The organism is Chitinolyticbacter albus (assembly GCF_024437655.1).
Lineage (GTDB): Bacteria > Pseudomonadota > Gammaproteobacteria > Burkholderiales > Chitinibacteraceae > Chitinolyticbacter > Chitinolyticbacter albus.
Map to the genome: position 1 here is coordinate 21,970 of NZ_JANBVF010000020.1, position 8,364 is coordinate 30,333.

The 8,364-nt window shown below is 65.5% G+C and carries 3 protein-coding genes; all 3 read right to left on the minus strand.

Going from position 1 to position 8,364, the window contains the following annotated elements; all coding sequences use genetic code 11:
• Positions 1-8 precede the first annotated feature (8 nt).
• Positions 9-3,800, minus strand: coding sequence for an eCIS core domain-containing protein (locus NLI84_RS13090; RefSeq protein ID WP_255990863.1), 3,792 nt, complete (start codon positions 3,798-3,800; stop codon positions 9-11).
• Positions 3,801-4,207: 407 nt separating this feature from the next.
• Positions 4,208-8,035 carry an eCIS core domain-containing protein gene (locus tag NLI84_RS13095; protein ID WP_255990866.1) on the minus strand — a complete coding sequence of 1,276 codons (3,828 nt, stop codon included), beginning with the start codon at positions 8,033-8,035 and terminating at the stop codon, positions 4,208-4,210.
• A 121-nt stretch (positions 8,036-8,156) separates the two neighbouring features.
• A partial coding sequence (locus NLI84_RS13100) for a hypothetical protein (protein WP_255990868.1) occupies positions 8,157-8,364 on the minus strand: 208 nt, incomplete at its 5' end.

Sequence of the window (8,364 nt, forward strand, 5' to 3'; positions counted from 1 at the left end):
TGCGGCTGCTACGGCAACTGCACGTTGCGGATGATGAAGAAGTGATGGGGTGGGCTGCGACGATGAAAGCCCCCGGCCTTGAAGTTGCGCATGCTGATGTCGGTGTGTACTGGGCCGTTGGGTCCTTCAGAGAAGGTGACCAGCTGGTTCAGGTTCTGTTCGCTGCCCGCCCTTTGGTTGATATCCGAATCGAGTGGCCACAGGTTGTCGAAGGCATCGGCACCTCCCCAATCCAGGTCGACCACGTGGTCGGCATCCTCGCCATGATCGCTCATCCGATAGCCATGCCGAGCGGTACGTCGCTTGATCCGGTTCATCTCGGTCTCGGTGCGTCCGGGATTGACCAGCGTCATGATGTCACCAGCGTCCGGAAAATAGGGCACACCGATCTGGTCGGTGACCACGCCACGATTCAGGTCACGCAGATCAGTTTGCGTAGCACGTGGGAAGTTGGCCATGGCCGTGCAGTGGTTACGCCAAGTGCTGCCAAATAGCAGCGGCGTGCAGGTGGGCGTGGCCGTGCCATCGAAGCGATCGGTGGCGCTGCTGCAATCTGCAGCGCCCGTGCAGCGGGTCGTGCTCTGATGCGTCGCCAGCGGCATCGAGCCCGGATACTCGTTCGTCGGCTTGAACCACGTCATCTCGATCGGGTCGTCACGCGTCGTTCCGGTCGGTACGCCATTGCCGCCAGCCGGTAACTGGCCAGGCCCGCGTGGCCGGCCTCCACCGCCGCCGCCGAGCAGCCACTTGATCAGATCCTCCAGATCGATTGATTCGCCGGATAGATCGATATCCGGATCCTGGCCGCGCCGCATTGCGTCGAGATCGATATTCTCGCCCCAGCAGTGATTCCACGCCGCCTCGATCAAGCGCCAGCGCTTGTGGAAGAGGTTGTAGCTGACCAGTTTCAGATCGAATTGCGCATCCAGCGTGAAATCGAGGTCGATGCAGCCGGGGAAGTGGATGCTGCTGGTGAAACCAGGCTGTCCATCGACGCATTCGACACCGACCATGCCGATGAACTCGGTGTTGAGCGCACCCCGGGCCTCGGCCTCCAACCGGCCGATGGCACTGACCACATTGATCAGCGCCAGCCAATTGGCATTGGCGGAGAGCTGGCCCCACAGGATCAGCCAGGCCGTGAGATCGGCCGGAATACGCAAGGTGGCCGTGCCGCTGTAATCGCCGCGTAGCGGATCGACATCCATGCACATGTCGGTGAGCCGTGCCGGCCCGATGCCGGCCTCGATGCCCGCTTCAAGCCCGGCCTGCGCCAGCAATTCCAGCTCGACAAGGAACACCGGCGGCGGCGCTTCGATCCAGGTCGACCAGACCTCGGTTTCCGGCAGGACTTCGGTGATGCTGTCGCCGATGCTACGGCGCTTGAACAGGATGACTTCGGGCATGCAGATACGCACGCGGCCCGGCCCGGTGGGCGCGCCGCCGCCGCCCGCCGCACCGCCGCCGGCGCCACCTTGCTCGCCCCCCTCGGGCCCGCCGGGACCAGCGTCGCCGGGGCAAGGCCCATCGCACTCGGAAACCTTCTTTGGCGTGTCGGAGAAACGCATCTTGCCGTCATAAGGCGGCTTGCCGAAGATCCAGCCCACCGCCGTCTTGGCGCCGTAGCCGCACACTGCTTCCAGATCGCAGATACGGTGGCAGGGGCCGAACAGCACGCCCAGAAGGCCAATCTCGCCAAAACCCGCGCACCAGTCGTAGCAGGCGTCGTGCTCGCGGCAGCCGGCGTGCGTGCCGCAGGTGTGGTAGAACGGATAGTTCCAGAAACGATGGCGCGCACCGCCGTCCAGCGTTTCGCACTCGCTGTGCTCGACCTCCTCGTCGCAGGTCTTGCAATCGGGGCCGCAGGCGCCGCGACATTGCGAACCGCTGGGGATGCCAGGGTTGTTGGGGAAGATGCCACGCAAGGGGCCGTCGACATGCGGCATGCCGGGGCTGCCGCTGTGCCAGCCGCCACCGTTCTGCGATGGCATCAGCCCGAGGCGCCTCATCCAGTCGCACAACGGGCAATCGTCCATGAACATGCCGCGGCCGATCTCGATGCCCATCTTGTCGAAACCGAAAGGGTCGAGCGTGGGCGTGGTGATACCGAACGAGGCGGAAACGCCGCCGGACAGACCGGCCGAGAACGCCAGATCGAAGCCGCCGTTGATCGCAAGATCATCGTGCCAGGCCCACAGCGGCCAGTAGACCCGGCAAACATCCATCCCCAGCAAGCGCAAGTTACCAAAGCCGGCCACGCCCGCATCGGCCGCCAGCCCCAGCTTCAGCTGTTCGCTCAGCGACAGCGATACACCGGAGAGGCCTGCGCTCATCGAACCCGACGCGGTGACCTGGCTGGCGACGATGCCGCGCGCGAAGCCAGCCAGCCCTGCCCCGACGTTGATCACTGGCACCGTCAATACAATGGGCGGATCGGGCCAGGCGATGATCATGCCGACTTCGCCCTCGAGACCGATTTCGGCCTGGGCGCCCAGCCCCAAAGCCAGCTGGGCGGTGATCGAGCCCGCAGCAGACACCGATGCGCTGAGCGGACAAATCCTGATGGTCAGGCCGTGCAGACGGCAGGGGCCGAGCTGGGCAGACAACTCGGGGGTCAGGCTGACTGCGGCCAGCACCGCGCCGTAGATGGTCAGTACCCCGGAGGTGACGCCGCCGACGAAAACCGGCACGCGCGCCGTCTGGCGTGGCAGCGTGAACTGCATCGGGATGGTGGGGCACACCGGCATGGACGGCAGGGTGATCACAATGCAACCACCGGAAATGCCGAATATGCCGCCTATGGCCGAAGCTAGCGCGTTGGCGCCATCCCATACATCACGAGCGAAGCCCATCACGGTGTCGGCCACCGCCTCGGCGCCTTCGGCGATGGCTTCGGCGCCTTCGACGATGGCTTCACCAGCCGCCTCCGCGCCCTCGACGATAGCCTCCCCCGCAGCTTCCGCACCCTCGACGATGGCCTCGCCGGCCGCCTCGGCGCCTTCGACAATGCCCTCGCCGATGTCGGATGCGGTATCGGCGATGGCACCGCCCACATCGGACAAAGCACCGGTGACATCGTCCAGACTGGGCAAGCTGGGCCAGCGCTGCACCACCGGCCCGCCTGCCGGGGCTTCATGTTCCTGCTCGGCCTCGCTGGCGGCGCAGGCCGCGCACTTCATCTGCGCAGCGTGCGGCTGGCCGCCCTGCTGCACCACGTGGGTGAGCTCATGCGCCAGCAGGCGCTGACCCTCGGGTGATTCGGGCGCGAACTCGCCACCGGCGAAGTAGACATGGCTGCCCACGGTGAAGGCCCGCGCGCCCAGATCGCGCGACATCGCATCAGCTGCACCGTCGTGATGCAGGCGTACGTCGCTGAAATCCTGGCCGAAAGCGCGCTCCATCGCGCCACGCAGCCCGCCCGACATCGGCGCGCCGCCCTCCGGGTTCAGCGGGACATCCTGCCGGGTGCGCGGGATCTGCCCCACCTTGCGCTGCGCCATCGCGCCACCTTCTTCCTCGCAGGCGCATTTGCGCTGGATACGCCCTTCATCCAGCGGCGTGATCGCCGGCTTGCTGCCGGGCATGCCCGAGAGCTGCGCGACCACCTGCTCGGCGACCTTGTCCGCCTCGCGCTCGTAGTGACTGTCCGGCGCGTCAACCTCTGCACCCTTGGCCTGCGTCGCGTAGCGCTGCCACTGCGGACCGCCATCATGCTGGCCGGCGCACTTGCTGCACGCGCGCTGAACCCTGGGTGCAGGGCGGCGCTCCGGCGTGGCGGTGGCGTGGGTGGCGGCGCTCATGGCAGCCTGGCCATGGCAAGTGGGTGCTCAGCCAGCCTGCCATCGCGCAGCCGACGAGCTGGAATCATAAAGCCGGGCAGTATCGAGGCCATCATCATTTGCTCCACGCCCCGCGCAGTCGCTCACAACTGTTTGCGGGTACAAGAAATCATGCAGTCATCGCACCAGAAGCCATACAGCGTGCCGCGATAGGCCGGCTTCAGACCCAGCGCTGGCGGCATTCAGCGACGCCAACATCGACACAGGCTGCTGGCAGCGTTCGCAGCACGCCTTCGGGTTCACGACATTGCCGACATCGCACGGCGTTACGCGTCACTTATGTTGCCCATACCACGGCCCGTCTCGCTCCTTGCTCGCCACCGGCACAGCCGCAAACGCCGGTGAGTATGGTCGCAAACAAGTTCGAATCAGTTTTGCGATTTCGTATCACGGATTCTGAAAAACTTGTGGGGTGGACTGCGCAGGTGGAAGCCCTGCCTCTTGAATTCCCCTATCTTCATGTCGGGATGGGGAGGGCCATTCGGCCCTTCCGTGAACGAAATCTTTTGATGTTGATTCTGATTGGGCCCGGCACTGCGGTTAATGGAAGAGCTGAGCGGCCAGATATTGCTGAAGTGATCCGGGCCGCCCCAATCATTGTCGACAACGTGATCCCCATCTTCGCCGAAATCCTCAATCAAGAACCGCCCATTCCGTGCGCATCGATTGCGGAAACGCTTCAGTTCAGTATCGGAGCGGTCCGGATTGATCAGTGTCATGGTGTCGCCCACCTTCGGAAAATAAGGAACACCGATGTCGTCGGTTTTGTTACGGGTATTCAAATTGCGCAGCGGCGTCGGCGTCGAGTGCGGGAAATCGGCCATCGCGGTGCAATGCTTGCGCTCCTCATCGCCAATCTTCAGCTTGGTGCAGGTCGGCGTATCCACCGGGTGAAAACGATCCTTGGTGTCCGCACAATCGGCGTCGCTATCGCATTGCGTCTTGCTCTGATGGGTGGCAAGCGAAATGGAGTCTGGATATACCTCCTCCGGCGTGAACCAGGTCATTTCGATCCGATCGCCATCCTCGTCGGTCAACCCGGTCGGCAAGCCACTGCCAGCGGGGGGCAACTGGCCGGGCTCGTGCGGCGGATCACCGCCGCCGGGGGGCAACTGGTTGGGATCGCGCGGCCGGTCACCGTCACCCTCGCTGAGTAGCCACTGGATCAGGTCTGCCATATTGATCGATTCGCTCAACAGATCGATATCCGAGCCCTGACCACGCCGCATCGGACCTATCGTGATGTCCTCGCCCCAGCAGCGATTCCACGCCGCCTCGAACAGCCGCCAGCGCTTGTGAAACAGGGTGTGGCTGATCAGCTGCAGATCGAATTGCGCATCCAGGTTGAAATTGAGATTGATGCAGCCGGGGAAATCGATGCTGCTGGTGAAACCCGGTTGGCCATCGACGCATTCGACGCCGACGGTGCCGACGAACTCGGTGCTGAGTGCGCCGATTGCCTCGGCCTCAAGCCGGCCGATGGCGCTGACCACATTGATCAGCGCGAACCAGTTGGCATTGGCGGTGAGCTGGCCCCACAGCAGCAGCCAGGCCGTGAGATCGGCCGGGATGCGCAAGGTGGCGGTGCCGCTGTAATCGCCGCGTAGCGGATCGACTTCCATGCACATGTCGGTGAGTCGCGCCGGGCCGATACCGGCTTCGATGCCCGCCTCCAGCCCGGCCTGAGCCAACAATTCCAACTCCACCAACCCCAACGGCGGCTTCACGATCATGAGCCACTTCCACCAGACGGTGGTCTCCGGCATCTCTTCGGTCAAGCTGTCGCCAACGCTGCGCCGATCGAACAGGATGACTTCGGGCATGCAGATGCGCACCAGGCCCGCTCCGGCTGGGGTGAGGCCACCGCCGGCATCGCCAGCCGCCCCCATCCCCGCGCCGGCCTCAGCCTCGCCAGCGTCCGCGGGGCAAGGCCCATCGCACTCGGACACCACTTGCGGCGTGTCCGAGAAACGCATCGATCCGTCATACGGCGGCTTGCCGGAAATCCAACCCACCGCCGTTGGGACGCCATAGCCGCACGCCGCTTCCAGGTCGCAAATTCGGTGGCAGGGGCCGAACACCATGCCCAAGAGGCCCACCTCACCAAAGCCCGCGCACCAGTCGTAGCAGGCGTCGTGCTGGCGGCAGCCGGCATGGGTGGCGCAGGTGTGGTAGTACGGGTAATTCCAGAAGCGGTGGCGCGCGCCGCCATCCAGCGTTTCGCACTCGCTGTGCTCGACCTCCTCTTTGCAAGTCTCGCAATTGGAGCCGCAGGCACCACGGCATTGCGAGCCGCTGGCAATGCCGGGGTTGTTGGGGAAGATGCCGCGCAGCGGCCCGTCGACGTGTGGCACGCCGGCGCTGCCGCCATGCCAGGCACCACCAAGCTGCGACGGCATCAGGCCAAGACGCTGCATCCAGTCGCACAGCGGGCAGTCATCCATGAACATGCCGCGGCCAAGCTCGATGCCCATACGGTCGAAGCCGAAGCGGTCGAGCTTGGGCGTAACGATGTCGAACGAGGCGGAAATACCGCCGGACCGCGTGGCCGAGAATGCCAGATCGAAACCACTGTCGATCGCCAGAGCATCGTGCCAGGCCCACAGCGGCCAGTAGAGCCGACAGACATCCATGCCCAACAGCCGCAAATTGCCAAAGCCGGCCACGCCCGCATCCACCGCCAGGCCCAGCTTCTGACGCTCTTTGATTGCCAGCGAGGCACCGGAGAGGCTGGCGCTCATGGCACCCGACGCCGTCACCTGGCTGGCGACGATGCCGCGCACAAAACCAGCCAACCCTGCTCCGACATTGATCACCGGCACCCGCAGCACCATGGGTGGATCGGGCCAGACGATGATCATGCCGAGTTCGCCCTCCAGGCCTACCTCGGCCTGTGCCCCCAGCCCCAAGGCCACGGTAGCGGTGATCGAGCCCGCCGCCGTTACCGATGGCCCGAACGGACTGACCACGATGCGCAGGCCATGCAACGTGCAGGGACCGAGCTGGACCGACAACTCCGGCGTCAGGCTGACAGCAGCCAGCACCGCGCCGTAGAGGGTCGCCCCCCCTGCGGTGACGCCAGCGACGAGCACGGGCACGCTCGCCGACTGGCTCGGCAGCGTGAACTGGAGCGGTATCGTCGGGCATACCGCCATGGCCGGCACGGTGATCACGACGCTGGTGCCGGAGACGCTGACGATGCCACCGATGGCCCGAGCCAGCGCATTCGCGGCATCCCACACCTCGCGGGCAATGCCCATCACCGTGTCGGCCGCCGCCTTGGCCCCTTCGGCGATGGTTTCCGCCCCTTCGACTATGGCTTCGCCCGCCGCTTCCGCCCCTTCAACGATGGCTTCCCCGGCGGCTTCCGCCCCCTCGACGATGGCCTCACCAGCCGCCTCGGCGCCTTCAGCGATGCTTTCGCCGATCTCGGATGCGGTATCGGCGATGGCACCGCCGACCTCGGACAAAGGTCCGGTCACATCGCTCAGACCGGGCAAGCGCTGCACCACCGGCCCACTCGCCGGAACTTCAGGTTCCTGTTCGGCCTCATTGGCCGCGCACGCCGCGCATTTCATCTGCGCCGCATGCGGCTGGCCACCCTGCTGCACCACGTGGGTAAGTTCATGCGCCAGCAGGCGCTGCCCTTCGGGCGATTCGGGCGCGTATTCGCCACCGGCAAAGTAGACATGGCTGCCCACGGTGAAGGCGCGCGCACCCAGATCGCGCGACATCGCGTCGGCCTCACCGTCGTGATGCAGCCGCACGTCGCCGAAATCCTGGCCAAAGGCGCGCTCCATCGGGCCGCGTAGCCCGCCCGACATCGGCGCACCGCCCTGCGGGTTCAGCGGTACATCCCGCCGGGTACGGGGGATCTCGCCGGCCTTGCGCTGCGCCATCGCGCTGCCCGGCTCGTCACAGGCGCATTTACGCTGGATGCGCTCATCGCCCAGCGGCGTGATCGCTGGCTTGCTGCCGGGTACACCGGACAACTGCGCGACCACCTGCTCGGCCACCTTGTCCGCCTCGCGCTCGTAGTGGCTGTCCGGCGCGTCAACCTGCGCGCCCTTGGCCTGCGTGGCGTAGCGCTGCCACTGTGGACCGCCATCGCGCTGACCGCAGTACTTGCTGCACGCGCGCTGCACCCGGGGCGCCGACTGGCGCTCCAGGACAGTGGCATGGGCAGCGGCAGTCATGGTCGCATCCTCCAGACCCTCGGCTGTTCGGCCCTCACCACCCTGCTTGGCCGGGGCGGCACTGGAAAACCAGATAACTCAGTCGAGACCATCATCGTTTGCTCCACCCGCAAGCAGCGGTTCACAACTGCTTGCGGGTACACGAAATCATGCAGTCATCGCACCAGAAGCCATACAGCGTGCCGCGATAGGCCGGCTTCAGACCCAGCGCGCCGGCGGCATTCAGCGACACCAGCATCGGCATTGGCTGCTGGCAGCGGGCACAGCACGGCAGCGGCTCCGGGTGAACCCAGCGCGGATAGCCGCCAAGCTGATCGATGCCCTCCCCT